Raw genomic sequence first — 24,821 nt, 5'->3', positions numbered from 1 at the left:
GAACACGCGCTGGGTCGCCCGCGAGGCTCCGGCGCGGCGTGCCGATCGGCTATAATTTCTGCTTTTTACGCAGAATAGAAGATCGACATGGAAGCGGAACGTCTCAACGCGATCGAAGCCTCTCTGGCCGACCTGCGCAAGCGCGCGGACGACCTACGGGGGTATCTTTGACTACGACGACAAAGCACTGCGTCTAATCGAAGTCAACCGGGAACTCGAAGACCCGGACGTCTGGAACGACTCGAAGCACGCCCAGGCGCTCGGTAAGGAAAAGAAGCTGCTCGACGACACGGTCGGCAAGCTCACGTCGATCACGAACGACGTGCGCGACGCGCAAGACCTGTTCGCGATGGCACGCGAAGAAGCCGACGACGACACGCTGCTCGCCTGCGAGGGTGACGCCCAAGCCATCGAGGCACGCGTCGCCGACATGGAATTCCGCCGGATGTTCGCGAACCCGGCCGATCCCAACAACGCCTTTCTCGACATCCAGGCCGGCGCCGGCGGCACCGAGGCGTGCGACTGGGCGTCGATGCTGCTGCGCCAGTATCTGCGTTATTGCGAGCGCAAGGGCTTCAAGACCGAAGTGCTCGAGCAGACCGAAGGCGACGTCGCCGGCATCAAGAACGCTACGATCAAGATCGAAGGCGACTACGCGTACGGCTTCCTGCGTACCGAAACCGGCGTGCACCGGCTCGTGCGCAAGTCGCCGTTCGACTCGTCGGGCGGTCGTCACACGTCGTTCTCGTCGGTGTTCGTGTACCCGGAAATCGACGACTCGATCGAAGTCGACATCAACCCGGCCGACCTGCGCATCGACACGTACCGTGCTTCGGGCGCGGGCGGTCAGCACATCAACAAGACCGACTCCGCGGTGCGTATCACGCACATGCCGTCGGGCATCGTCGTGCAGTGCCAGAACGACCGCTCGCAGCACCGCAACCGCGCCGAAGCCATGGCGATGCTGAAATCGCGCCTGTACGAAGCGGAAATCCGCAAGCGTCAGGCCGAGCAGGACAAGCTGGAAGCCGGCAAGACCGATGTGGGTTGGGGCCATCAGATCCGTTCGTACGTGCTCGACAACAGCCGCATCAAGGATCTGCGCACCAACGTCGAAATCAGCAATACGAAGAGCGTGCTCGACGGTGACCTCGATCCGTTCATCAGCGCGAGCCTGAAACAGGGCGTCTAGGCGCGCACGGCGCCGCCCCGTTCACCGATCGGGACCGCGCCTTCTTCGTTGGCGCCTTTGCGTTGCTTCCACGCTATTTGTTCGCCGTTTTTCCAGTACCGCCTGAGGTTTTTACACTGACTGGCTTCCCGCCAGCGGAGCACTCCGCGGCGGGCCACCGAATACCAAATCATCATGACTGAACCGACCCAGCCGACTGTCGTGCCCGAAGCGGACGACAACAAGATCATCGCCGAGCGCCGCGAAAAGCTGCGCGAACTGCGTGAGCGAGGCGTCGCCTATCCGAACGATTTCCGTCCCACGCACCACGCCGAAGATCTGCAGGCGCAGTACGAGCACGCCGACAAGGAAGCGCTCGAAGCGAATCCGCTCGAAGTCGCGATCGCCGGCCGCATGATGCTGAAACGCGTGATGGGCAAGGCAAGTTTCGCAACCGTGCGCGACGGCTCGGGTCAGATCCAGTTCTTCATCACACCGGCCGACGTCGGTCAGGAGACCTACGACGCGTTCAAGAAGTGGGACATGGGCGACATCGTCGCCGCGCGCGGCGTGCTGTTTCGCACCAACAAGGGCGAGCTATCGGTGCGCTGCACGGAGCTGCGTCTGCTGTCGAAGTCGCTGCGTCCGCTGCCGGACAAGTTCCACGGTCTCGCCGACCAGGAAATGAAGTACCGCCAGCGCTATGTCGATCTGATCGTCACGCCGGAAACGCGCCGCACGTTCGTCGCGCGCACGAAGGCGATTTCGTCGATCCGCAAGTACATGGCCGACGCGAACTTCATGGAAGTCGAAACACCGATGCTGCACCCGATTCCGGGCGGCGCGGCGGCCAAGCCGTTCTCGACGCACCACAACGCGCTCGACATGCAGATGTTCCTGCGCATCGCGCCGGAGCTGTACCTGAAGCGGCTGGTGGTGGGCGGCTTCGAGCGCGTGTTCGAGATCAATCGTAATTTCCGCAACGAGGGCGTATCCGTGCGCCACAACCCGGAATTCACGATGATCGAGTTCTACGCGGCCTACACCGATTACAAGTGGCTGATGGACTTCACCGAGCAGCTGATTCGCCAGGCCGCGATCGATGCGCTCGGCACGGCCACCATCACTTATCAGGGTCGCGAGCTCGATCTGTCGAAGCCGTTCCATCGGCTCACGATCACGCAGGCGATCCAGAAATACGCGCCGCAATACACGAACGAGCAGCTCGCCGACGGCACGTTCCTGCGCGCCGAGCTGAAGAAGTTCGGCGTCGATGCGTCGCAGCCGCAGTTCCTCAACGCGGGCGTCGGCTCGCTGCAACTGGCGCTGTTCGAAGAGACCGCCGAGTCGCAACTGTGGGAGCCGACCTACATCATCGACTACCCGATCGAGGTGTCGCCGCTCGCGCGTGCGTCGGACAAGGTGGCAGGCATCACCGAGCGTTTCGAGCTGTTCATCACCGGCCGCGAAATCGCCAACGGGTTCTCGGAGCTCAACGATCCGGAAGATCAGGCCGCGCGCTTCAAGAAGCAGGTCGACCAGAAAGACGCCGGCGACGAGGAAGCGATGTTCTACGACGCCGACTACATCCGCGCGCTCGAGTACGGCATGCCGCCGGCGGGCGGCTGCGGTATCGGCATCGATCGTCTGGTCATGATGCTGACCGATAGCCCGAGCATCCGCGACGTGATTCTGTTCCCGCATCTGCGTCGCGAAGACTGAGCGACGCTGGGCGCGAGCGCTCGTTGTGCTTCGCGCAATGCGATGGTTTGAAGAGCGCCCGGTTGATGCCGGGCGTTTTCTTATGCGCGCGCTTTCGCTTTGCGGGACCGTTTTCTGCTTCTCATCGTTTGTAACCAGCGGTAAAAGCTGCTCGTTCGCGCGCAAGTCGCCGCGGACTCGATGGTCTTAGAAGTTTGTTGACACCAAAGTGCACCGCGTGAAGGGCGCCTACCCACGCCCGAGGGCGCCACCTGAGCGGTTACAAATAGAAACGCTGCCCGGATCGAATTGCCCCACACTCAGTCTCACAAGAAGTCGGCTCTGTCAGAAACGGAGGCCCTACATGGACAACCCTACTCATCAACCCACGCAGCCACGTCGTCTTCATCCGTTGATCGCGGTGGCCGCCGGCGCGGTGCTCGTCGCGAGTCTCGTCGCTACCGCGGCGATCACCGGCGTGTTCCCGAAGGCGTCGGGCAACGGCGCACAGAACGATCAGACGCAGGCCGCGCAGGTCAGCACGCAAGCGCCGGGCGTCGTCGAATCGGCCGCGCCGGTCAAGCCATCTGCGCAACAGCGGCAGGATCAGGCTCAGCAAGCGGTGCCGGCCGCCCCTGCCGCCGCTCCGACCCAGCAGCAATACGCGCAGCAACAGCAGGCACAGGCCGCGCCGCAATATGCGCCACAGCCCGAGCCGCAAGCGGCGCCGCAGTATGCGCAGCAGCCGGCGCCGCATGCCGCTTATTGCTCGACTTGCGGCACCGTCGTCGCGATCTCGGCGGTTCGGCATGAAGGACATGGCACCGGCATTGGCGCGGTCGGCGGTGCGGTGGCCGGGGGCGTCGTCGGTAATCAATTCGGCGCCGGCGGCGGGCGTACCGCGATGACGCTGCTCGGCGCGCTGGGCGGCGGGTTCGCCGGCAACTCGGTCGAAAAACATCTGCGCAGCACGACGTCGTATTCGGTGCGCGTGCACATGGAAGACGGCAAGACGCGCTACTTCACCTATAGCGAGGCGCCGCCGTTGCGCGACGGCGAGCGCGTGCGCGTTCAGAACGGCGGCCTCGTCGCCGACTGAGCTGAGCTCGGCGCCCAACGTTCGTCGACGCGCCATGAAAAAAGGCGATTCCATCGGAATCGCCTTTTCTTTGGAGTTCAATGCACCCGTTCGAACACGCGTTCAATAATCCGCGTCTTCGATCCATGCCGCCTGAATCGCTTCGAGAATCTTTTCGCTCGAACGGTTCGGATCGTCGTCGAAGCCTTCGAGCTCGGTCACCCAGCGGTGCAGGTCGGTGAAACGCACCTGCTGTGGATCGACGTCCTGATGCTTGTCCGTCAGAGCCATCGCGATGTCTTGCGTATCGGTCCACTTCATGGCGGCACCCTCCTGTTAGTGGTTTTCCTTCGCGTGATTGATCGAGTAACGCGGAATTTCGACGACCAGATCCTGCTCGTCCGGCATGACCGCCTGACACGACAGGCGCGAAGCCGGTTCCAGCCCCCATGCCTTGTCCAACAGATCGTCCTCGTCTTCCTCGGATGGCGTCAAGGCGGCGAAACCCTCACGCACGATTACGTGGCAGGTCGTGCACGCGCACGACTTCTCGCACGCATGCTCGATTTCGATACCGTTATCGAGCAGGTTGTCGCAGATGCTCTTGCCGGGAACGGCGTCGATCACCGCGCCTTCCGGGCACAGTTCGACGTGAGGCAGCACAACGATTTGAGGCATACAGTTTCCGTTTGGGTCTGAGGCACGGCGGCTGCCAGCAATGCCGGGTGCAGGCTCCGTGCCATTTTACTGGCGCCGCGCGGACTTTTTAAGTCCGCGCGGGCGCGATCGGTGGTTCGTGGGGGGCGCAGTTCGTGCGTGGCCTGAGCGCGCGTCGCGTGCACGTTGCTGTCGCTACGCTCGCCCGTTCAGATCTCGTCGAGCTTGCGGCCCGACAGCGCGCGGCGAATTCCCTTGTTCATGCGGCGCGCGGCGAATTCGTCGGTGCCTTCGGCGAGCGCCTTCGTCGCGGCTTCGATCGCGCCGACGTCGTCGCCTCGCGCGACGTTGCGCAGCGCGGCGAGCAGCGCGTCGAGTTCGGCGCGTTCGCTGTCGTCGAGCAACTCGGCGTCGGCGGCGAGCGCCGCGTCGGTCGCTTCGACGAGACGCTGCGCTTCGACCTGCGCCTCGCGCAATGCGCGCGCGCGCATGTCGATTTCAGCGGTCGAAAAGCTGTCTTCGAGCATGCGCGCGATGTCGTCGTCGGCGAGGCCATACGAAGGCTTCACGACGACCGATGCCTCCACGCCCGACGCCAGCTCGCGCGCAAACACCGACAGCAGGCCGTCGGCGTCGACCTGATAGGTCACGCGAATGCGCGCGGCGCCGGCGGCCATCGGCGGAATGCCGCGCAGCTCGAAGCGCGCGAGCGAACGGCAATCGCTGACGAGCTCGCGCTCGCCTTGGACGACGTGAATCGCCATCGCGGTCTGGCCGTCCTTGAAGGTCGTGAAATCCTGCGCACGCGCGACTGGAATCGTCGAGTTGCGCGGAATGATCTTTTCGGTGAGGCCACCCATCGTCTCGACGCCGAGCGACAGCGGAATCACGTCGAGCAGTAGCCATTCGTCGCCTTCCGCCCCGCGGTTGCCGGCCAGCAGATCGGCCTGGATCGCGGCGCCGAGTGCGACGACCTGATCCGGATCGAGATTGACGAGCGGCGGCTGGCCGAAGAACGCCTCGACCGCGCGGCGGATCACCGGCATGCGCGTCGCGCCGCCGACCAGCACGACGCCCTTGATTTCCTTCGTGGTGACCTTCGCGTCGCGCAGCGCCTTTTTCGTCGGGCCCAGCGTGCGTTGCACCAGCGCGGCCGTGATGGTCTCGAAAGTGGCTTCGTCGATCGTCAGATCGAGCGCGGTGCCGTTGGCAAGCGTGAGCTCGAGGGTAGTTTGCGACGCGCTCGACAGCGCCTCCTTGGCCTCGCGCACGCTATCGAGCAGCAGGCGCACGTCGTGCGGCGCGAGCGTCTGCGACGCGATGCCGGCCTGTTCGAGCACATGGCGATATAGCGCATGGTCGAAGTCGTCGCCGCCGAGCGCGGAATCGCCGCCCGCCGCGAGCACTTCGAAAACGCCCTTGGTGAGCTTCAGGATCGACAGGTCGAAGGTGCCGCCGCCGAGGTCGTAGACCGCGTACAAACCTTCCGCGCAGTTGTCGAGACCGTAGGCGATCGCCGCAGCGGTCGGTTCGTTGAGCAGACGCAGCACGTTCAGCCCCGCGAGGCGCGCGGCGTCCTTGGTCGCCTGGCGCTGCGCTTCGTCGAAGTAAGCGGGCACCGTGATTACTGCGCCGACGAGCTCGTCGCCGAGCGTGTCTTCGGCGCGCTGGCGCAGCGTCGCGAGAATTTCAGCCGATACCTCGACCGGGCTCTTCACGCCGTCGACGGTGCGGATCTGCACCATGCCGGGTGCATCGACGAAGTCGTACGGCGCGTTTTCGGCGCCCTCCACCTCGGCCTTGCCGCGGCCCATGAAGCGCTTGACCGACACGATCGTGTTGCGCGGGTCGGTCGCGGCTTCGGCCTTCGCCCGGCGGCCGATGCGACGGCCGCCCTGCTCCAGGTAACGCACCACCGACGGCAGCAGCACGTGCCCGTCTTCGTCGGGCAGCACATCGGGCACGCCGCTGCGCACAGCGGCGACGAGGGAGTTGGTGGTGCCGAGATCGATACCGACCGCCAGACGCCGCTGGTGAGGCGCCGGCGCCATGCCGGGTTCGGAGATTTGCAGTAAGGCCATCTGGATCTTCTCGGGGACGTTGTGCCCCGTCCTGAATGTTCGCGTTGCTGGGGTGATGCCGCGGCTCGCGGCCGCTCTGGTTTTTTGTTTGTCGCTTACTACGTCGCTGCCTACTGTTGCTGCTTGCCCGCGCCGCGCTTTTGCGCGCGTCGCGCGAAACCGCGCTAGCCTTCGAGCCGCTCGATCTGGGCATCGATTTCCGACGCGACGCGCTCGATGAACATCAGCTGCCGCACCGCCTCGCCCGCCGCCTGATTCGCGCCGTGATCGAGCGATGCGCCGAGCTTGTCGAAGCGCCGACGCTCCTCGTCGCGCAACTCGATGAGCAGCGCGTCGAGCGCGTCGACGTTCTTCGCCGCGGCCGCGTCCTCGATGTTCTCGCGCCACTCCATCTGCTGCATCAGGAACGCGGGCTCCATCGCCGTGTTGTTCTCCGCGCCGACGTTGATGCCGCGCAACGACAGCAGATAGGTCGCGCGCTTGAGCGGATCGCGCAGCGTCTGATAGGCCTCGTTCGCGCGCGTCGCCCACTGCATCGCGATGCGCTTTTGCGCATCGCCGGCGGCCGCGAAGCGATCCGGATGCACCTGCGCCTGCACGGTGCGGTACGCGTGATCGAGCGTGCCCGCGTCGAGCGCGAATTGCGCCGGCAGACCAAACAGATCGAAGTGGCTGTCGTTCAGCGAGGCCATCGGATTAAAGTCCGTTGATGAAAACTGGTATGGAGACGTCGGGCCTTGTCAGGCGCGACCGGTTCAGTGGAGCGCGGATCAAACTAAAAAGGCGGCCCTCGCCGCCTTTTATCCGCCGCACGCGGAAGGTAACGAATCTAGACGCGGAACGACTCGCCGCAGCCGCATTCGTCTTTCACGTTCGGGTTGTTGAACCTGAAGCCTTCGTTCAGCCCTTCGCGCGCGAAGTCGAGCTCCGTGCCGTCTATATACGCGAGACTCTTCGGGTCGACGACGACCTTCACGCCGCCCGTCTCGAACACCTGGTCTTCCGGCGCGAGTTCGTCCACGTACTCGAGCTTGTAGGCGAGGCCCGAGCAACCGGTGGTGCGCACGCCGACGCGCAACCCGATGCCTTTACCGCGGCGGGTCAGATACCTCTGGACGTGCTGTGCTGCCTTTTCGGTCAACGTAATTGCCATAACGTTTCTCAGTTGCCAGAGTGCGCGGCGCGCGTGTTCGCGCCGCGCTCACCGGTTGCTTCTTTCTTACCCTGTTGCTCAGGCGGCCTTGCCGTCTTCGACAACCGCTGCTTCGCCGTGGCGCTGCTTGTAGTCGGCGACCGCTGCCTTGATCGCGTCTTCCGCGAGGATCGAGCAATGGATCTTCACCGGCGGCAGTGCCAGTTCTTCGGCGATCTGCGTGTTCTTGATCGACATCGCCTGGTCGAGCGTCTTGCCCTTCACCCATTCGGTGACGAGCGAGCTCGATGCGATGGCCGAGCCGCAGCCGTAGGTCTTGAACTTCGCGTCTTCGATGATGCCGTCCGCGCCGACGCGGATCTGCAGCTTCATCACGTCGCCGCAGGCCGGCGCGCCGACCATGCCGGTACCGACCGTGTCGTCGTCCTTCGCGAAGGAACCGACGTTGCGCGGGTTTTCGTAGTGGTCGAGGACCTTGTCGCTATAAGCCATGATTACACTCCTTGATTCGTTTCAACCTGCAATGCGATGAACGTTCGATGTCCGCTTCGTCCAGCCGGCGCGTCAGTGCGCGGCCCAATGGATGGTCGACAGATCGATCCCGTCCTTGTGCATTTCCCACAGCGGCGACAGATCGCGCAGCTTGGAAATCTTCGACTTCAGCAGGTTGATCACGTAGTCGATTTCCTGCTCGGTCGTGAAGCGTCCCACCGTGAAGCGGATCGAGCTGTGCGCGAGTTCGTCGTTGCGGCCAAGCGCGCGCAGCACGTACGACGGCTCCAGCGACGCCGATGTGCACGCCGAGCCCGACGACACCGCGACGTCCTTCACCGCCATGATCAGCGATTCGCCTTCGACGAAATTGAAGCTGATGTTCAGGTTGTGCGGCACACGCTTTTCCATGTCGCCGTTCACATACACTTCCTCGATTTGCGACAGGCCTTTCAGCAGCCGGCCGCGCAGCATGCGGATGCGCTCGTTTTCGGTCGCCATCTCTTCACGCGCGATACGGAACGCTTCACCCATGCCGACGATCTGGTGCGTGGCGAGCGTGCCCGAACGCATGCCGCGCTCGTGACCGCCGCCGTGCATCTGCGCCTCGATACGGATACGCGGCTTGCGACGCACGTAAAGCGCGCCGATGCCCTTCGGGCCGTAGGTCTTGTGCGCCGAGAACGACATCAGGTCGACCTTCAGCTTCTGCAGATCGATCTGGATCTTGCCGCTGGCCTGCGCCGCGTCGACGTGAAAAATGATGCCCTTCTCGCGCGTGATCTCGCCAATCGCCTCGATGTCCTGGATGACGCCGATCTCGTTGTTGACCGACATCACCGACACCAGAATCGTGTCCGGGCGCAGTGCCGCCTTGAACGCGTCGAGGTCGATCAGACCGTCGTCCTTGACATCCAGATAGGTGACTTCGAAACCTTCGCGCTCGAGCTCGCGGGTGGTGTCCAGCACCGCCTTGTGCTCGGTCTTCACCGTGATGATGTGCTTGCCTTTGCTCTTGTAAAAGTGCGCGGCACCTTTCAGAGCGAGGTTGTCCGACTCCGTCGCACCCGAGGTCCAGATGATTTCGCGTGGATCGGCGTTCACGAGCGCGGCCACCTGCTCGCGCGCTTCCTCGACTGCACGCTCGGCGGTCCAGCCATAAGCGTGACTACGCGACGCGGGATTGCCGAACTGCTCGCGCAGATACGGGATCATCTTGTCCACCACACGCGGATCGATCGGCGTCGTGGCGCTGTAGTCCATGTAGATAGGCAGATGGAGAGAGTCGTTATTCATCAATTGCTCCGGGGACGTCATGTGCTCTGGCTTCTGGGTTCGATATGGGCCTGCGGCGAGGGTTTTCTATTGCGTGCCGCGCTTCACGAACCGGCCATGTTGAAAACGGAATTGGGACCCTTGGGCGCCACGCGCACGGGTTCGGCCGCCGGCGCGTCGTTGCGCCTGTCGCGCAGCACGGCCGGCGTGCCTTCGCGCGAACGCTGCTGATCCACCAGATCCTTCAGTGAAACCGAATCGAGGTATTCGACCATTTTCTGGTTCAGCGTCGACCACAGCTCATGCGTCATGCAGTGGCCGTCGTGCTGCTTGGTGCCTTCGCATGTGCCCTTACCGCCGCACTGGGTGGCGTCGAGCGGTTCGTCGACCGCGATGATGATGTCGGCCACCGTCACCTCTTCGGCACGGCGCGCGAGATTGTAGCCACCGCCCGGTCCGCGCACGGATTCGACGATTTCATGACGGCGCAGCTTGCCAAACAGCTGCTCGAGATACGACAGGGAGATGTGTTGGCGCTGGCTGATACCCGCAAGCGTCACCGGGCCCTGCTCCTGGCGCAGCGCCAGGTCGATCATCGCCGTGACGGCGAAACGGCCTTTCGTGGTGAGTCTCATATGATGTGGGAACCGCAATTCTCGACAAGTTTGGTCAAGTATAAATACATGAGCGATTTAGTCAAGTATGGGCGGTAAATTTTGTGTCATTCGCTTAATTGATCGCCATACGTCGACGCCGCGCCCCAACCCGTGTGGTGCGTCTGCGTTCTTCGCCCGATGCCTACGCGAGCAACTGCGGGCGCAGCGCGGTGATCAGCCCGCGGCAGGCTGCTTCGCACTGATCGAGCACCAACTCGAAGCCTTCCGCGCCGCCGAAATACGGATCGACAACCTCTCGCGCGCCGCTCCAGCGGCCATCCGACTCAGGCACGAACTCCATCAGCAGACGGATCTTGTCGCGCTGTGCGGGCGGGCACAGTTGACGCAACGCGGCGACGTTTCGGTCGTCCATGGCAATCAGCAGATCGAAGCGCTCGAAGTCCGCGACCGTGATCTGGCGGCCGCGCAGCGCGTCGAGCGCATAGCCGCGCTGGCGGGCCGCGTGTTGCGCGCGTTCGTCGGGCGCCGCGCCGATGTGCCAATCGCCGGTGCCGGCCGAATCGATCAGGATGCAGTCCGCAAGCTTCGCCTCGTCGACCAGATGACGCATCACGCCCTCCGCCGTCGGTGAACGGCAGATATTCCCGAGGCAAACGAAACAGATGGATACAGTTTTCATCAGGGATTTTCGACGCCCGAGGCGCCGCGCGTGAGGTCGTCAGACAGTCAGCGGACTGCGCCGCGATTATACAAATCTCGACAGATTCGCGCCGAGCGGGGCGCAGCCAGCAAGATCAGCGGCTTCGGACCGTCGCGGTCCGCCGCGCCGGCTTACGATGCCTCGGCGAGCGGCGTCGCCGTGGCGGCACGCATCGGCTTGGCCGGCAATGCCGACGCCGTGTCGATCATGCCGTACGACACCGCGCGTGCGAGTTCGGCGGTCAGATGGTTGGCGTCGAGCGGCATCTGCGAAGCGCGCGAAGCGGTTTGGCCGTTGACGTGCAGAAAGGCGAGCACCGCGAGCGGTACAACGATGGCTAGGGGCCAGTACACCGATATTGTCTTTTTCATGATGTGTTCTTCAATTAGGGGCGCATCAGCTTATGACGCACTATGCCCTAACGAAATGCTATAGGAATTCACAATCGGGGAAAACCCGCCCGCGCGAGATAGATCGTTGCTTGATACGAAACAGTCAATTGAGACCTCTTTCGGGAACGATTGGCGCATCGCTGGCACACAAAAGTAAAGCTTACAAACGCATACAAAGCCGCCGCGACGGACGGCGACAATGACGGTCTTATTCTTACCCTTACATTTCTTTGCACCACAAAATGAAACGCATTGCACCTCCCGTCGGCCTGATGGCCGCCGCGCTGCTCGGCGGCTGCGCGGTCTATCCGGACGGCACGCCGATGTACGGCAACGGCTACGGCGCCTATAGCGGCTACAACGGTTATGACGTTTCCGCATTCGCGCCGGGTGCCGTGGTCGTGCCGCAAACCAATGTGTACCTGGGCTACGGCGATTACGGTCCGGGACGCTACTACGGCCCGGCGCCGGGCTCCGGCTATCGCGGCTATCCGGATCGCGGTCATCCGAACGACAACGACTGGCACCACGGCGATCACGGCAACGGTCATGGCAACAATGGCGGCGGTCCTGGACAACCGCACGGCGGCCCGCCGCCGCAGGGCGCAGCGGGCGGTCCGCACGGCCCTGGTGGCGCCAATGGCGGCCCGCACCCCGGCGCGGGCCGCCAGCCGCAAGCCGGCAACGGCGGCGGACGAGGCAACGATTTGGGGAGAAATGCGCCCGCGCGTCAGCCGGGGCAGATGACCGAACATTGAAGACGGAGCGGCGCTGAAGTATCCCGCCGGCTTCTTCGCCCGTTTCGACGGCTGCGCGAGCGCGCAGCCGTCAAACCAATCCCAATGCCGCCCGCTCAGCCAATATGGCTGCGCTGCGCGGCATACAACTCGCGGAACGTACGACCCACCGGCGCCGGCATGTCGCGCGTATCGGTCCAGCCCGCGCCGCCGAGCGGCAGTTTGGCGATCGACCGATTGCGCCCACCCATGCGCTCCAGCACGCGCACGGCGAGTTTGGTAAAGAGCGCATAGGCATCGGGATGCAGCGCGAGCCAGCCCCACAGCGCCAACCCGGCGCGCTCCTTCCACGGCCGCAGGTGTCGCTCCATCTGCTTTTCGCGCAGCTTGCGCAACAGATCGGACAGCGGGATATCGACCGGGCACACGCTATTGCATTCGCCGCATAACGTCGCCGCTTGCGGCAGGTCGAGCGCCTTGTCGATGCCGACATAGCTCGGCGTCAGCACCGACCCCATCGGCCCCGGATAGACCCAGCCATATGCGTGCCCGCCGACCTTCTGATACACCGGGCAATGGTTCATGCACGCGCCGCAGCGGATGCAGCGAAGCATCTCCTGGAAGTCGCCGCCGATCAGCCCTGTGCGGCCACCGTCGACGAGCACCACGTACATATGCTCGGGCCCATCCTGATCGCCCGCGCCACGCGGCCCGGTCAGCATCGAAAAATAGTTCGAGGTGGCCTGGCCGGTTGCCGAACGCGGCAGCAGGCGCATAGCCGTCGCGAGATCCTCGAGCGTCGGCAGCACCTTCTCGATGCCGGTGACAGCGACATGCACGCGCGGCATCACCGTGCACATACCTTCGTTGCCCTCGTTGGTCACGACCGCGACCGAGCCCGTTTCCGCGATGATGAAATTGCCGCCCGTCACGCCCATGTCCGCGCTCAGAAAATGCGGCCGCAGCATCTCGCGCGCCTCACGCGTCATGTCGGGAATCTCGGTGAGCCGCGGCCGGCCGTGCGTCTTCGCGAACAGGTCGGCGATCTCGTCCTTATCCTTGTGAACGACCGGCGCGATGATATGGCTTGGCGGCTCGTTGTCGTTGATCTGCAGGATGTATTCGCCAAGGTCGGTTTCGATCGACTGCACGCCCATCTGCCCGAGCACTTCGTTCAGGCGCATTTCCTCGGTGACCATCGACTTGGTCTTGATCACCTTCTTCACCTCGTGCTTGCGCGCAATGTCGCCGACGAGCCGCGCGGCCTCCTGCGTGGTCTCCGCGAACAGCACAGTCACGCCGCGCCGGGTCGCCTCGCGCTCGAAGGTTTCGAGCCACACGTCGAGATTCTCGAGCGCGCGATCACGGCGCTCCTTGAGCGCGGCCCGCGTCGCGGGGAAATCGATCGCGGTCATCGCGCTCGCGCGCGCCGACACGAACTTCGTGGACAGCTTGGTCAGGTTCTGCTGCAGGCGCTGGTCGGCGAGTTTCTGACCGGCGCGAGCCTTGAACTGCATCGATTGGACTTGCATGGCGCCCCTGATGAGATCGGATTGAAACGCGCGGCGCATTCGCGCCCGACGCAATGCGTGACAGACAAGATAAACGTGACGCGAACAATAGCGGTGTTCGCCACGCGGGGATTACACGTCGCCGGCCAGCACCTGTGCGATATGCAGCACGCGCGTCGTCGAGTCGCCGTTGCGGCGCAGCCGCCCTTCGATATTCAACATGCAGCCGAGGTCGCCGAGCACCACCGCACCGGCGCCGCTCGCGGCGATGTTCGTGCACTTTTCGTCGACGATCGCGGTCGAGATATCGCCGTATTTGACCGCGAAAGTGCCGCCGAAGCCGCAGCAATGCTCGCAGCCTTTCATCTCGGTGACCGCGACGCCGACCTGCGCGAGCAGTTCGCGCGGCTGTTCCTTGACGCCCAGTTCGCGCAAGCCCGAACACGAGTCGTGATAAGTCACCTGTCCCGCGAACTCGCCCGGCTGCAACTGCACCTTCGCGACGTTGACGAGGAAATCCGTCAGCTCGAACACCTTGCCGCGCAGGCGGCCGAAACGGTTCATCAGCTCGGGATCGTCGCGGAACAGGTCGCCGTAGTGCGCGCGGATCATGCCGCCGCACGAGCCCGACGGCACCACCACATAGTCGAACTGTTCGAACTCGCGCAGCGTTTTCTCGGCAAGGTCGCGCGCGAGGCGGCGGTCTCCCGAGTTATACGCAGGTTGCCCGCAACAGGTTTGCGCGGGCGGCACTACGACCTCGAAACCGGCGCCTTCGATCAGCTTGATGACGGAGAAACCGATCTCGGGACGCATCAGGTCAATCAGGCAAGTGACGAACAATCCGACTCGCATGAGCCCTCCTTGCGGGGAAACGTCCCTGATTATCCGCTGTTTGCCGGTGCAATACCAACGGCCGGAAGGCATAGGAAGCACGCCGCGCCGGATTGGAAGCGCGCCTCGAAGCGTTCGCTTTTTTCACAATACGAGATACAATCAGTTTTCGCTGTTTGACGCATCCACCGATTCTCATATGAGCGATACGAACCCGGATCCCAAAACTTCGATCCAGGTGATCGAACGCATGATGCGCCTGCTCGACGCACTGGCGGCGCATAGCGACCCGGTCAGCCTGAAAGAACTGGCCATCCGCACGGAGCTGCATCCATCCACCGCGCACCGCATCCTGAACGATATGGTGATGTGCCGGCTGGTCGACCGTTCAGACCCCGGCACCTACCGTCTTGGCATGCGCCTGCTCGAACTGGGCAATCTCGTCAAGGCGCGTCTGTCGGTGCGCGACGCTGCGCTCACGCCGATGCGCGAGCTGCACCGCGAGACCGGGCAGACCGTGAACCTGTCGGTGCGTCAGGGCGACGAAATCGTCTATATCGAACGCGCGTATTCGGAGCGCTCGGGCATGCAGGTGGTGCGGGCGATCGGCGGGCGCGCCCCGCTTCATCTGACCTCGGTCGGCAAGCTGTTCCTCGCGGCCGACGAAGCCACCCGCGTGCGTGCCTACGCAACACGCACCGGTCTGTCGGGCCACACGCAGAACAGCATCACCGATCTCGCGAAACTCGAGCGCGAGCTGTCGCATGTGCGCCAGCAGGCCTGCGCGCGCGACAACGAGGAACTGGAGTTGGGCGTGCGCTGCATCGCCGCCGGCATCTACGACGATACCGGCAAGCTGGTCGCGGGACTGTCGCTGTCGGCGCCGGCCGATCGTTTGCAGGATTCATGGCTCGGGCAGTTGAGCCAGACCGCGTTGATGATTTCGGAATCGCTCGGCTACCGGCCGCAGCCGCAGCAGGACCATGCGCACGGCGGGCACGGCTCACATGGCTCGCACGGCCAGCATTAGTGAAGGGGGCGGCCGCCCAACCGCCGTTGCACCCTTTGCCCTCCCGCCGGCGCCATGAAAAAAGCCTCGCATCCGCGAGGCTTTTTCTTTGCACGTCAGCTGCAGCCGGACTGACTACCACCGGCTGAGTATGCGTTGCGGCTTCAGGTACCCGGACCGCCGGCATCGGCGCTCGTGATACGCGGCTGGTCGCCGCCGTTGTCGAGCCACGTACGCAGACGCGTCGCGTCCGCGAAACGCGAGTACTTGCCCGACGAATCGAGCAGCACCAGGATCATCGGCCGGCCGTGGATGGTCGCCTGCATCACGAGACACTCGCCCGCTTCGTTGATGAAGCCGGTCTTCTGCAGACCGATGTCCCACGTCGGGTTGCGCACCAGCGCGTTCGTGCTGTTGTACGCGAGCGTGCGCTTGCCGGTGTACACCTCATAGCTGTGATCGGTCGAGAACTTGCGGATCAACGGGTACTGATACGCCGCGTTGACCATCTTCACGAGATCGCGCGCGCTCGACACGTTCATGCTCGTCAGACCGGTCGGGTTCTCGAAGTGCGTGTCGTTCATGCCGAGCTGCCTCGCCTTCGCGTTCATCGCCGCGAGGAACGCCGGACGGCCGCCCGGGTAGTAGCGCGACAGCGCCGCCGCCGCGCGGTTTTCCGACGCCATCAGCGCGATGTGCAGCATGTCCTCGCGCGACAGCACCGAGCCCACCGACAGACGCGAACCGGTGTTCTTCTCGTAGTCGCGGTCTTCGTCGGTGACTTCGATCTGATCGGTCATCGGCTCTTTCGAATCGAGCACCACCATCGCCGTCATCAGCTTGCTGATCGATGCGATCGGTACCACCGCGCGCGAGTTCTTGTCGAACAGCGTCTCGCCGCTGTTCTGGTCGATCACATAGGCGACGCTCGAGCGCAGCATCAGCGCGTCCGGCGTCTCGTGCAGACCAAACGCCTGGCCGACGCTCGGCTGGCGCGGCTCGTACGCGACGCGTCGCATCACCGAACGGTGTCGGCCGTTCGCCGTGAACGTGACGCGCTTGCGTTTGACGCCGGCGTGCGGGGCATCTTCATCCGCCGCAGCGACTTTCACGGCCTCACCCTTGCCGGCTTTCGCCGCATGGCTCGACACCTTTGCGGTGGCGGCCGCCTGCGCAGGCTTCCTGGCAGTGTTAGCGTGTTTGGAAGTTTTTGCGGATGCAGCAGACGTAGCTGCAAAAGTGCTGACAGGCGTAGCGAACGCCGCTGCGACGGCCAGCGAGACGGCCACCGATAGAGCGGTGCTGCGCGCCGCGCCGTGGAGCACTTTTAGCGACGAAAACATGTCGGTTTTCATGGGTGTTCGATAGGGAGCGGCGAGAGGTTTCCGCAAGTGTAGTAAAGCAACGAAAAATTAGCAATTTGAAGCACTTATACGCGCTCCTTAAACCGGCTTGTCAGCTCCGATCGCGAAAACACGAATAAGTGCCGCGCCTCGATCGAAAAAAACGATCGTCGCCAGCAAGCCTCGCCATCGCCGCCCGGCCCAATCGAGCAGATCATTGCAGGATAACGGCAATTTTGAGACAACCTTGATCCGGGGAAATACTGTCAGAGCACAGGCGGAAACTACTGCGCCGCGCCATGAAGGCGTTGCGAGCGTGCGACGGACTTTTTTAAGTGTCCGACGAAAGTCGCTGACGCGCGTTCGACTGCCATCGTTCTTTAACGTTCCTTGTCATCTTGTGGTTTACATCGAATTGATGATGATCGGTTTTTCAGGGGAGAATTGCTGCCACACGGAAAAATAATCTCCCGACGGCCTGCTGAACGGTTGGTTTATGTCGCACCAGCACGGTGCAACGAGCAATCGTTCCGCGTCATATTAATGACATGCCTACTGTATAACCTATTGTTTTGTCGGCATTTTCTCAACATTGTGCGATGCACAAAAAACGCTTGACATTCCTTGTAGGCATCCTAAAATGGGAACCATTGCTGCGATGCACAATACATCGCGGTCCGGTGAGACGATGAACCTGCGTCTCGCCACCCACCCAATGCGGTCCGCACAGACCGGCCGCAATCCAGGAGCGTAAACCATGACTCTGCTGACCCCTGAGCAATTCGCCGCAGCCCAGAAAGCCAACTTCGAAACCCTGTTCGGCCTGACGACCAAAGCATTTGAAGGTGTCGAAAAGCTGGTCGAGCTGAACCTGCAAGTTGTGAAGTCGACGCTCGCCGAAAGCCAGGAAAATGCCCAACGCGCGCTGTCCGTGAAGGATGCGCAGGAACTGCTGGCACTGCAAGCAAGCCTCGCCCAGCCGGTGGCTGAAAAGGCGCTGTCGTATGGCCGCCATGTGTACGAAATCGTTTCGGCAACGCAGGGTGAATTCACCCGCGTCGCGGAAGCGCAATTCGAAGAGCAAAACCGCAAGGTTCAGGCGCTCGTCGAAAACGTCGCCAAGAACGCACCGGCCGGTTCGGAAACCGCTGTCGCCGTGATGAAGTCGGCTATCACCGCCGCCAACACCACGTACGAAACGGTCCACAAGGCAACCCGCCAGGCTGTCGAAATCGCCGAAAGCAACTTCAACGCAGCTGCAACGGCCGCTTCGAAGGCAGCTTCGCAAGCCGCTGCGCAAGCATCGCGCGCCGCCGCCAAGAAGGCCGTCTAAGCTTCGCGCGTCAACACGCAAGGCTTTATGCCTCGCGTCGTCTTTCACGCCGGCCCAGCCTATGCGCTGCGCCGGCGTTATCGCAAGCAACAGCGTCGTGCCGTTGCCGCTTATACGGTTTGAAGAGCCGAACGCTCCGATACGTTGCAATGGCGTATCGTTTGCCCGGCCGCCAAGCCGGGATTTTTTTGCCCGCCACTGGCCGCCACGAAAACAGAAACGGCGCAGAAACGGCGCGCTCCGACATGGAGCGCGCCGTTTTTCTTTGCCGTACGGCTCGACCGGCTTTGTCGCGCCCGCATGTCGTCACGCAGGCGCGGTGCACCGCGTTACTTCTTCTTGACGGGCGGCAGATCGGTACAGACGCCTTCATACAACTCGGCCGCCATGCCGATCGATTCGCCGAGCGTCGGATGCGGATGGATCGTCTTGCCGATATCCGTTGCGTCCGCGCCCATCTCGATCGCGAGACAGACTTCGCTGATCAGGTCGCCCGCGTTCAGACCGACGATACCGCCGCCGATCACGCGATGCGTTTCCTCATCGAACAGCAGCTTCGTGAAGCCCTCGTCGCGACCGTTGGCGATCGCGCGACCCGATGCGGCCCACGGAAACACCGCCTTGCCGAACTTGACGCCTTCGGCTCTCAGCTGGTCTTCCGTCTTGCCGGCCCAAGCCACTTCCGGATCGGTGTAGGCCACCGACGGAATCTGCAGCGCGTCGAAGTACGCCTTCTCGCCATGCGCGGCTTCCGCCGCCACGTGGCCTTCGTGCACGGCCTTGTGCGCGAGCATCGGCTGACCGACGATGTCGCCGATCGCGAAGATGTGCGGCACATTCGTGCGCTGTTGCCTGTCGACTTCGATGAAGCCGCGATCCGTCACCGCGACACCGGCCTTTTCCGCGCCGATCCGCTTGCCGTTCGGCGAGCGGCCGACGGCCACCAGCACGAGGTCGTAGCGTTGCGGCTCGGCCGGCGCCTGCTCGCCCTCGAACGACACGTAGATACCGTCGTCCTTCGCTTCGGCGGCGATGGTCTTGGTCTTCAGCATCACGTTCGCGAAACGCTTGCTGTTGTACTTCTCCCAGACCTTGACCAGATCGCGGTCCGCGCCGGCCATCAGGACGTCGAGCATTTCGACCACGTCGATGTTCGCGCCGAGCGTCGAGTACACGGTTGCCATTTCGAGACCGATGATGCCGCCGCCGATCACGAGCATGCGCTGCGGAATCTGGCGCAGTTCGAGCGCGCCGGTCGAATCGACGACCCGCGGATCTTCCGGAATGAACGGCAGCTTCACCGCTTCCGAGCCCGCTGCGATGATCGCCTGGTTGAACCTGACGACCTTCTTGCCGCCCTCGGTCTGCACTTCCATGTGGTTCGGATCGACGAACGCACCCGTACCGACCACCACTTCGACCTTGCGCGCCTTCGCCATGCCGGCGAGACCGCCGGTCAGCTTCCTGACCACGCCGGACTTGAAATCGCGCAGCTTGTCGAGATCGATCTGCGGCTTGCCGAACGTGATGCCGTGCGCGGCAAGATCAGCCGCTTCGTCGATGACGAGCGCGGTGTGCAGCAGCGCCTTCGACGGGATGCAGCCGACGTTCAGACACACGCCGCCGAGCGTCGGATAACGCTCGACCAGCACGGTCTTCATGCCGAGGTCGGCGGAGCGGAACGCGGCCGAATAACCGCCGGGGCCCGAACCGAGCACGAGCATGTCGCACTCGATGTCGGCGCTGCCCGAATAGCTGCCGGCTTGCGCAGCCGCTGCGGCGGCCTTCGGCGCCGCAGCGGCAGGCACCGGCGCGGGAGCCGCCTTCTCGGGCGCTTTCGGCTCCGCAGCGGCCGCAGCCGCGCCGCCCGCCGTTGCCTCGACGAGCGCGATGACCGTGCCCTGCGAGACCTTGTCGCCCGGCTTGATACGCACTTCCTTGACGGTGCCGGCGGTATCGCTCGGCACTTCCATCGACGCCTTGTCGGATTCGAGCGTCAGCAGCGACTGCTCTTTTTCGATGGTGTCGCCCGGCTTGATGTTGACTTCGATGACGTCGACGTCCTTGAAGTCACCGATGTCCGGCACTTTTACTTCGACGAGACTCATGGTGTCCCCTTCTCTTATTGATCGATGATGAGCGCGCCTTCGCGCACAGCGCACGTGAGCGCGAACGCGCGGACGGCGCGACGCGGATCGGTCGAAACCATCCGCGCCCGCGCCGGCGGACCTCACCAGCCGGTCAAAGAATCACACGCCGGAAATCGGCAAGAATCGAACCGAGGTATGCGTTGAAGCGCGCGGCTTCCGCTCCGTCGATCACGCGATGGTCGTACGACAGCGACAGCGGCATGGTCAGGCGCGGCTCGAACTGCTTGCCGTCCCACACCGGCTTCATCGCGCTGCGCGACAGGCCGAGAATCGCGACTTCAGGCGCATTGATGATCGGCGTGAAGTGCGTGCCGCCGATACCGCCCAGCGACGAGATCGAGAAGCAGCCGCCCTGCATCTGGTCCGGCTTCAGCTTGCCCTCGCGCGCGGCCTTCGACAGGTCGGCCATTTCCTTCGCGATGTCGACGAGGCCCTTCTTGTCCGCGTCGCGAATCACCGGCACCATGAGGCCGTTCGGCGTGTCAGCGGCAAAACCGATGTGGTAGTACTGCTTGAACACCAGGTTGTCGCCGTCGAGGCTCGCGTTGAAGGTCGGGAATTTCTTCAGGGCCGCCACGCAGGCCTTGATCACGAACGCGAGCATCGTGAACTTGACGCCCGCCTTCTCGTGTTCCTTGTTCAGCTTGACGCGCAGCGCTTCGAGCTCGGTGATGTCCGCTTCGTCGTTGTTCGTGACGTGCGGAATCATGACCCAGTTGCGATGCAGGTTCGCGCCCGAGATCTTCTTGATGCGCGACAACGGCTTCGGATCGATCGGACCGAACTTCGTGAAGTCGACCTTCGGCCACGGCAGCAGATTCAGCTCGCCGCCGCCGGCGGCCGGCGCGGCCGCACCAGCCGGCGCCGCGCGCTGGCCCGTCATCACGCCCTTCACGAACGCGGTCACGTCGGCCTGCGTAATGCGGCCCTTGGGACCGGTGCCCTTCACCTGGCCGACGTCCGCCCCGAGTTCGCGCGCGAACTTGCGCACCGACGGCGACGCATGGCTCGGATGACGCGAGCCGCCTTCTCCAGCCGGGATCAGCGGCGCCTGCGCGAGCGCGGACGGCGCGGCCGGTGCCGGGCTCGGCGTGGCCGGCGCGTCGAACGGCTTTTCCGTCGGCGCCTTCGCGGCCGGTGCCGGTGCCGGCGCGGGTGCCGGCGCGGGTGCCGAGGCAGCGCCGCCTTCCGCTTCGATCACGACGATGACCGAGCCTTCCGACACGGTATCGCCAACCTTGACCTTCACTTCCTTGACGACACCGGCGGCCGAGCTGGGCACATCCATCGTCGCCTTGTCGGATTCGAGCGTGACGAGCGACTGTTCCTTCTCGACACGATCGCCGACCTTCACCGCGATCTCGATCACGGGGACGTCTTTGTAGTCGCCGATATCCGGCACCTTGATTTCCTGCACACCGCCTGCCGCCGCGGGTGCGGGCGCCGCAGCGGGAGCTGCCGCCGGCGCAGGAGCAGGAGCCGGTGCGGCAGCCGCCGCCGGCGCGGGCGCCGCGGCAGCGGCGTTGGCGCCTTCCAGCACGATGATCAGCGTGCCTTCGGACACCGCATCGCCGACCTTGACCTTCACTTCCTTGACGACGCCGTCGGCCGAGCTCGGCACGTCCATCGTCGCCTTGTCGGATTCCAGCGTAACGAGCGATTGCTCTCTTTCGACGGTGTCACCCGCCTTCACCAGCACCTCGATCACAGGGACGTCCTTGTAATCGCCGATGTCCGGCACCTTGACTTCGATCGCTTGACTCATTGTTAGTGTCTCCTGGGCCGCGCACGCCGCCGGCCCCTCGCGATGAGGAGCAAGCGCGTGCATCGTGGCACACGGGTGATGCCTTAGACGGTCATCGGGTTGGGTTTGGCGGGATCAAGGTTGTACTTCTTGAGCGCCTCGGCGACCACCTTGCGTTCGATCGTGCCTTCGTCCGCCAGCGCGTTCAGCGCGGCGACCGTGACCCAGTAGCGATCGACTTCGAAGAAGTGACGCAGCTTCTCGCGCGTGTCCGAACGGCCGTAGCCGTCGGTGCCCAGCACGACGAACTTCTGCGGCACGAACGCGCGGATCTGCTCGGTCAGCGCGCGCACGTAGTCGGTCGATGCGATGACCGGACCCGGCGCATCCTTCAACAGCTTCTCGACGTGCGACAGCTTCTTCTCTTCGGTCGGGTGCAACAGGTTCCAGCGCTGCACTTCGTGACCTTCGCGCGCGAGCTCGGTGAAGCTCGGCACGCTCCACAGGTCGGCGTTGACGCCCCAGTCGTTTTTCAGCAGGTCGGCCGCGGCGATCACTTCGTTGAAGATCGTGCCCGCGCCCATCAGCTGCACGTGCGGCGCCTTTTTATCGGCTGCGGTCTTGCTGAACGAGTACATGCCCTTGATGATGTCGGCCGCCACGGTCTCGCCCTGCGGGATCGCCGGGTGCTCGTAGTTCTCGTTCATCACGGTGACGTAGTAGTAGACGTCTTCCTGGTCGGCGACCATGCGGCGCAGACCGTCCTGCACGATGACCGCGAGTTCGTAGCCGAACGTCGGGTCGTAGCTGATGCAGTTCGGCACCGAAGCCGCCCACATCAGCGAGTGGCCGTCTTCGTGTTGCAGGCCTTCGCCGTTCAGCGTCGTGCGGCCCGCCGTGCCGCCCAGCAGGAAGCCGCGCGAGCGCATGTCGCCAGCGGCCCATGCGAGGTCGCCGATGCGCTGGAAGCCGAACATCGAGTAGAAGATGTAGAACGGGATCATGATCTCGCCGTGCGTCGAGTACGACGTCGCGGCCGCGATCCAGTCGGCCATGCCGCCGGCTTCGTTGATGCCCTCCTGCAGGATCTGACCGGTCTCCGACTCACGGTAGAACATCAACTGGTCGGAATCTTCCGGCACGTACTTCTGGCCGTCCTGATTCCAGATACCGATCTGACGGAACAGACCTTCCATGCCGAACGTACGCGATTCATCCGGCACGATCGGCACGACGCGCTTGCCGAGCGTCTTGTCCTTCAGGAGGATGTTCAGGATCCGCACGAACGCCATCGTCGTGGAGATCTCGCGGCCTTCGCCCGTGCCCTTCAACAGCGGCTCGAATGCCGACAGTTCCGGCACCGGCAGCGACTCGGCCTTCTGACGACGCGCCGGGAGATAGCCGCCGAGATCCATGCGCTTCTGGCGCATGTACTCGAGTTCCTTCGAGCCTTCCTCGAACGTCAGGTACGGCACATCGACGATCTGCTCGTCCGTGATCGGCAGACGGAACTGGTCGCGGAATTTCTTCAACTGCTCCACCTGCATCTTCTTCTGCTGGTGGGTGATGTTCATCGCCTGGCCGGCTTCGCCCATACCGTAGCCCTTGATCGTCTTCGCGAGGATGACGGTCGGCTGGCCCTTCGAATTCGTCGCTTCCGTGAACGCCGCGTAGATCTTGTGCGGATCATGGCCGCCGCGGTTCAGATTCCAGATGTCGTCGTCGGACCAGTCGGCGACCAGCGCCTTCAGTTCCGGCGTGTTGAAGAAGTGTTCGCGCACGAACGCGCCCGACTCCGACTTGTACGTCTGGTACTCGCCGTCGACGACTTCCATCATGCGGCGCATCAGCGCGCCCGACTTGTCGCGCGCGAACAGCGCGTCCCAGCGGCTGCCCCAGATGACCTTGATCACGTTCCAGCCGGCGCCGCGGAATTCGCTTTCGAGTTCCTGGATGATCTTGCCGTTGCCACGCACCGGACCGTCGAGACGCTGCAGGTTGCAGTTGATCACGAACACGAGGTTGTCCAGACGCTCGCGACCGGCCATGCCGATCGCGCCGAGCGATTCCGGCTCGTCCGTTTCGCCGTCGCCGAGGAAGGCCCAGACCTTGCGGCCGTCGGTCTTCGCGATGCCGCGCGCCTGCAGGTACTTCATGAAGCGCGCCTGGTAGATCGCCATGATCGGGCCCAGGCCCATCGACACGGTCGGGAATTGCCAGAAGTCCGGCATCAGCCACGGATGCGGATACGACGAGATACCCTCGCCGCCGACTTCCTGGCGGAAGTTGTCGAGCTGCTTGTCGGTCAGGCGACCGAGCAGGAACGCACGCGAGTAGACACCCGGCGACGAGTGGCCCTGCACGAACACGAGGTCACCGCCGTGCTCGGCCGACGGTGCGTGCCAGAAGTGGTTGTAGCCGACGTCGTACAGCGTGGCGGCCGATGCGAACGACGCGATGTGGCCGCCGACGTTGGTTTCCTTGCCGGCGCGCAGCACCATCGCCATCGCGTTCCAGCGGGTGTACGAGCGAATACGGTGTTCGATGTCCTGGTCGCCGGGGTTCTTGGCCTGGCGCGCGACCGGAATCGTGTTGATGTAAGGAGTGTTAGCGGAGAACGGCAGATGTTCGCCGTGCACGCGTGCGAATTCGATCTGTTTTTCGATCAGGTAGTGGGCACGGTCAGGGCCTACTGCAGAAATCACGCCATCCAGCGCTTCCAGCCATTCGCCGGTTTCCTGGGGATCGTCGTCTTTATCGGCGGCGACATATTTCATGACTTCGTCGGGTACAGCGGACATGCTCGTCTCCTGGGTATGGGGAACGCACTTTGAACAGACGAC

Annotated in this window: 22 protein-coding genes; 6 read left to right on the top strand and 16 right to left on the bottom strand. The window is 63.6% G+C overall.

The features are described 5' to 3' along the window. Positions 1–87: 87 nt before the first annotated feature. The 3 genes from prfB (at position 88) to HDG32_RS13555 (ending at position 3,971) form a co-directional block, all read left to right on the top strand. Positions 88–1,192 (top strand): peptide chain release factor 2 gene (prfB, locus tag HDG32_RS13565; protein WP_184067556.1). Its coding sequence is split into 2 segments (ribosomal slippage): positions 88–168 and positions 170–1,192, totalling 1,104 coding nucleotides; the frame shifts between segments, so codons are not numbered across the junction. Between the two features lie 174 nt (positions 1,193–1,366). Next, positions 1,367–2,893, top strand: coding sequence for a lysine--tRNA ligase (gene lysS, locus HDG32_RS13560; protein WP_184067553.1), 1,527 nt, complete (start codon positions 1,367–1,369; stop codon positions 2,891–2,893). Positions 2,894–3,236: 343 nt separating this feature from the next. Further along, positions 3,237–3,971: a glycine zipper 2TM domain-containing protein gene (locus HDG32_RS13555; protein WP_184067550.1), complete on the top strand. Its 735-nt coding sequence runs from the start codon at positions 3,237–3,239 to the stop codon at positions 3,969–3,971. A 102-nt stretch (positions 3,972–4,073) separates the two neighbouring features. On the opposite strand, the gene iscX is transcribed toward HDG32_RS13555, so the two are convergent. From iscX to HDG32_RS13505, 10 genes are all read right to left on the bottom strand, one after another. Continuing rightward, the gene (gene iscX, locus HDG32_RS13550) at positions 4,074–4,271 is read right to left on the bottom strand and encodes a Fe-S cluster assembly protein IscX (protein WP_027198111.1); all 198 of its coding nucleotides are present in this window, start codon (positions 4,269–4,271) and stop codon (positions 4,074–4,076) included. A 15-nt stretch (positions 4,272–4,286) separates the two neighbouring features. After that, positions 4,287–4,628: an ISC system 2Fe-2S type ferredoxin gene (fdx, locus tag HDG32_RS13545; RefSeq protein WP_090800789.1), complete on the bottom strand. Its 342-nt coding sequence runs from the start codon at positions 4,626–4,628 to the stop codon at positions 4,287–4,289. A 188-nt stretch (positions 4,629–4,816) separates the two neighbouring features. Then, positions 4,817–6,688, bottom strand: coding sequence for a Fe-S protein assembly chaperone HscA (gene hscA / locus HDG32_RS13540; protein ID WP_184067547.1), 1,872 nt, complete (start codon positions 6,686–6,688; stop codon positions 4,817–4,819). Between the two features lie 164 nt (positions 6,689–6,852). Next, on the bottom strand, positions 6,853–7,380 hold the full coding sequence (hscB, locus tag HDG32_RS13535; protein WP_184067544.1) for a Fe-S protein assembly co-chaperone HscB: 528 nt from the start codon (positions 7,378–7,380) through the stop codon (positions 6,853–6,855). A 137-nt stretch (positions 7,381–7,517) separates the two neighbouring features. Then, positions 7,518–7,841 carry an iron-sulfur cluster assembly protein IscA gene (iscA, locus tag HDG32_RS13530; protein WP_184022376.1) on the bottom strand — a complete coding sequence of 108 codons (324 nt, stop codon included), beginning with the start codon at positions 7,839–7,841 and terminating at the stop codon, positions 7,518–7,520. A 78-nt stretch (positions 7,842–7,919) separates the two neighbouring features. Further along, positions 7,920–8,333, bottom strand: a complete 414-nt coding sequence (gene iscU / locus HDG32_RS13525; protein WP_184022374.1) for a Fe-S cluster assembly scaffold IscU — start codon at positions 8,331–8,333, stop codon at positions 7,920–7,922. A gap of 72 nt (positions 8,334–8,405) precedes the next feature. Next, positions 8,406–9,629, bottom strand: a complete 1,224-nt coding sequence (locus HDG32_RS13520; RefSeq protein WP_184067542.1) for an IscS subfamily cysteine desulfurase — start codon at positions 9,627–9,629, stop codon at positions 8,406–8,408. Between the two features lie 83 nt (positions 9,630–9,712). After that, positions 9,713–10,243 (bottom strand): Fe-S cluster assembly transcriptional regulator IscR, encoded by a 531-nt coding sequence (gene iscR, locus HDG32_RS13515; protein ID WP_184067539.1) that lies wholly within the window; start codon positions 10,241–10,243, stop codon positions 9,713–9,715. A 163-nt stretch (positions 10,244–10,406) separates the two neighbouring features. After that, a complete protein-coding gene (locus tag HDG32_RS13510; RefSeq protein WP_184067536.1) occupies positions 10,407–10,904 on the bottom strand; it encodes a low molecular weight protein-tyrosine-phosphatase in 498 nt (165 codons plus the stop codon). Positions 10,905–11,056: 152 nt separating this feature from the next. Then, complete coding sequence (locus HDG32_RS13505) at positions 11,057–11,296, bottom strand: hypothetical protein (RefSeq protein WP_184067533.1); 240 nt, start codon at positions 11,294–11,296, stop codon at positions 11,057–11,059. A 263-nt stretch (positions 11,297–11,559) separates the two neighbouring features. Here HDG32_RS13505 and HDG32_RS13500 point away from each other — a divergent pair, with 263 nt between their 5' ends. Then, positions 11,560–12,075 carry a hypothetical protein gene (locus HDG32_RS13500; protein WP_184067530.1) on the top strand — a complete coding sequence of 172 codons (516 nt, stop codon included), beginning with the start codon at positions 11,560–11,562 and terminating at the stop codon, positions 12,073–12,075. Between the two features lie 95 nt (positions 12,076–12,170). Here the strand turns inward: HDG32_RS13500 and HDG32_RS13495 are convergent, their stop codons facing one another. Continuing rightward, positions 12,171–13,586: a lactate utilization protein B gene (locus HDG32_RS13495; protein WP_184067528.1), complete on the bottom strand. Its 1,416-nt coding sequence runs from the start codon at positions 13,584–13,586 to the stop codon at positions 12,171–12,173. A 111-nt stretch (positions 13,587–13,697) separates the two neighbouring features. Then, positions 13,698–14,420 carry a (Fe-S)-binding protein gene (locus HDG32_RS13490; protein ID WP_184067525.1) on the bottom strand — a complete coding sequence of 241 codons (723 nt, stop codon included), beginning with the start codon at positions 14,418–14,420 and terminating at the stop codon, positions 13,698–13,700. Between the two features lie 178 nt (positions 14,421–14,598). Between HDG32_RS13490 and HDG32_RS13485 the strand changes: the two genes are divergently transcribed. Then, on the top strand, positions 14,599–15,429 hold the full coding sequence (locus tag HDG32_RS13485) for an IclR family transcriptional regulator (RefSeq protein WP_090800805.1): 831 nt from the start codon (positions 14,599–14,601) through the stop codon (positions 15,427–15,429). Positions 15,430–15,572: 143 nt separating this feature from the next. On the opposite strand, the gene pbpG is transcribed toward HDG32_RS13485, so the two are convergent. Continuing rightward, positions 15,573–16,763: a D-alanyl-D-alanine endopeptidase gene (gene pbpG / locus HDG32_RS13480; RefSeq protein ID WP_184067522.1), complete on the bottom strand. Its 1,191-nt coding sequence runs from the start codon at positions 16,761–16,763 to the stop codon at positions 15,573–15,575. A gap of 745 nt (positions 16,764–17,508) precedes the next feature. Here pbpG and HDG32_RS13475 point away from each other — a divergent pair. Next, a complete protein-coding gene (locus tag HDG32_RS13475; RefSeq protein WP_013089827.1) occupies positions 17,509–18,084 on the top strand; it encodes a phasin family protein in 576 nt (191 codons plus the stop codon). Between the two features lie 329 nt (positions 18,085–18,413). Here the strand turns inward: HDG32_RS13475 and lpdA are convergent, their stop codons facing one another. The 3 genes from lpdA to aceE all read right to left on the bottom strand — a co-directional run bounded on the left by lpdA (position 18,414) and on the right by aceE (position 24,779). After that, positions 18,414–20,192, bottom strand: a complete 1,779-nt coding sequence (gene lpdA, locus HDG32_RS13470) for a dihydrolipoyl dehydrogenase (protein ID WP_184067519.1) — start codon at positions 20,190–20,192, stop codon at positions 18,414–18,416. Positions 20,193–20,325: 133 nt separating this feature from the next. Continuing rightward, a complete protein-coding gene (aceF, locus tag HDG32_RS13465) occupies positions 20,326–21,999 on the bottom strand; it encodes a dihydrolipoyllysine-residue acetyltransferase (protein WP_184067516.1) in 1,674 nt (557 codons plus the stop codon). Positions 22,000–22,082: 83 nt separating this feature from the next. Further along, the gene (gene aceE, locus HDG32_RS13460; protein WP_184056410.1) at positions 22,083–24,779 is read right to left on the bottom strand and encodes a pyruvate dehydrogenase (acetyl-transferring), homodimeric type; all 2,697 of its coding nucleotides are present in this window, start codon (positions 24,777–24,779) and stop codon (positions 22,083–22,085) included. Positions 24,780–24,821: the final 42 nt, after the last annotated feature.

The sequence above is a fragment of the Paraburkholderia sp. CI2 genome (assembly GCF_014201055.1).
In the GTDB taxonomy this organism is placed as follows: Bacteria; Pseudomonadota; Gammaproteobacteria; order Burkholderiales; family Burkholderiaceae; genus Paraburkholderia; species Paraburkholderia tuberum.
This window is presented reverse-complemented; position numbering and strand designations above follow the sequence as displayed.